This window comes from Rheinheimera faecalis (assembly GCF_021290965.1).
In the GTDB taxonomy this organism is placed as follows: Bacteria; Pseudomonadota; Gammaproteobacteria; order Enterobacterales; family Alteromonadaceae; genus Pararheinheimera; species Pararheinheimera faecalis.
The window spans coordinates 1-1,932 of sequence record NZ_JAJOYT010000028.1 but is presented as its reverse complement, the minus strand read 5'-3'; the positions used below and the strand labels follow the sequence as shown (position 1 = coordinate 1,932).

General features: G+C 43.1%; 3 protein-coding genes. All 3 read right to left on the bottom strand.

The features are described from left to right. Window positions 1-262 (bottom strand): LysM peptidoglycan-binding domain-containing protein (locus LSG34_RS20600; RefSeq protein WP_233011213.1); only part of this gene is annotated, 262 nt, incomplete at its 3' end. A 412-nt stretch (window positions 263-674) separates the two neighbouring features. Then, on the bottom strand, window positions 675-1,205 hold the full coding sequence (locus LSG34_RS20595) for a hypothetical protein (protein WP_233011212.1): 531 nt from the start codon (window positions 1,203-1,205) through the stop codon (window positions 675-677). Beyond that, on the bottom strand, window positions 1,202-1,932 hold a 731-nt coding region (locus tag LSG34_RS20590; protein ID WP_233011211.1), incomplete at its 5' end, for a hypothetical protein. The genes LSG34_RS20590 and LSG34_RS20595, both read right to left, overlap by 4 nt.

The following is a 1,932-nucleotide window of genomic DNA, read 5'->3' as shown; positions in this document are numbered from 1 at the left end:
GTGGTGGCACAAAGGCCGCCTCCGGCAGGTAGTTCTCCAGCACTTCATTGAGGTTTATCGGGTTAAACGCATCACTGCTGTTACTCGCCGTCCCCTGCGCCGGGATATGCAGTACCTTGCCCTGGGGTAAGACCTCATCCGGCGAGTCCAAACCGTTCAGCGCCGCTATCAGGTACCAGAAATCCTTGTCGCCCAAAAACATCTGCGCCAGGTTCTGTAATGTCTCACCACCCTGGGTCGTGTAGCTGCGGCTTTGGGCCACCGTCTCACTGTCCAGCGGTTTAAAGTGTGGGTTTTATGCCAGAAAATAAATCCGTTGCATCACAACAAGACACAATGTCCGGGTAGGACAGAGGGAGCGGCTACCTGAATAGCCGCCACTTGTTTAAAAAGAGTACAATTTTTAAGGTGAGCTAAAAATACAACTCACACTCTGGCTGTTTTTAGTGAAAAATCAACGCCAGATTGCTTAACTTTCAAACAAAATGGCGTTACAAAAGCCCTAAATAATCCTACCGAACACCCGGTCGGGACAGCTGGCTGCGACACCAGGTTTTTAGCTGCAAACAGCGAGTCTTTGCTTAAGTTTCAAACAAAACCTACTGCTTATATAATCCCCAACTATGTAAACTCGGCAATCCAAACCATGTACACGGGATAAATAGAACAGCAAACTATCCTTGATCTTCTTGTAAATTGTATGGAGTGAACACCGGAGCTTTTTCATCTCTCACAAAGACAGCACCATCTGGGTGGTAATTACCAAGGAAAAAGTATTCTTCGCCACAAGAGCTATGAACATAAAAAACCAGATCATCAGGGGAAGGTTCACTCACTCGGTGCTCAACTGCAAGCTCATAATTTCCCTCATAATAGCCATGACTCACAGCTAGTTTTTCTATTTCAAGTCCCTGTGTTTTTTTGTAAAACCCCATCAACTTAATTATGTTCTTTTTATTGTTAACACTTACGTAATTACCGGAGGTGCAATATTTTGAACTACAGAGGTAATACACGTTATCTTTGTTAACAATTATCTGGTAATCCTCATTACCTTTCAGTTTGAAATAACCGTAAGGCTCCTTAGCCACAGAACCTTTAGAAAGGTCAGAATAGCTACAAAAACCATAGAACATTGAATATATAGAAATAAAAATAACGATAAAAAATACTAACAACCATACAACTTTATGTTTAAGCATCATTTTTTACTTCCTTTTGGCAGAGGGTATGCCCACTCAATTATTTGTTTCGATGTCATCATCATTCCAGTACTTTTTTCATTCACAAGGTTATGCTTGAGAATATTTTGTCCGCTGAAAGATTGCAGTGTTGTGGCATTAATCCCCCTAAAAACAACCATCCCGTTAGTCGTTGACATTTCAATGGGGTACGTCATTGTACCAACCACATCCGGCATCGTGATCCCATCAGATGTCATATCAACGATAGCATCTATAGGGTTGTAGGCTCTGAAACTAGGCGCTCCAATATCTTTCAGCCTCACACCTGTCAACCCATCAGGTACATCCCCCTGATAATACTCATTTAAATGGTAAACAGCATGCTGACTAAGCTCTTGATAGTAATGACTTTTAATGAGCTCATTGGAGCCATCAGAACCAACACCATAGACATTCGTACCTGGCACGCCATCTCTAAACTTTAAAAGCTCTCTACTGGCGCTTTCACTGGCGCTATTGAAACCAGTGATAGGACCATTTGCATATACCCCCAAGGTAATTAATGGATACGCGATAGCCATTGTTGCCTTTGTGGATATATTAAGGTTTGTTTCATCTCTACCCCCCCACATCGCCCGCTCAGCAGCTAAAGCATCTTCATAATTAAACAAAGACTCCGCCGCACGGTATGCTGGATTTTCCATCCTGAAGTCCACTGAGTTTTCGTCCCAGCGCTCCTGGATTTGCG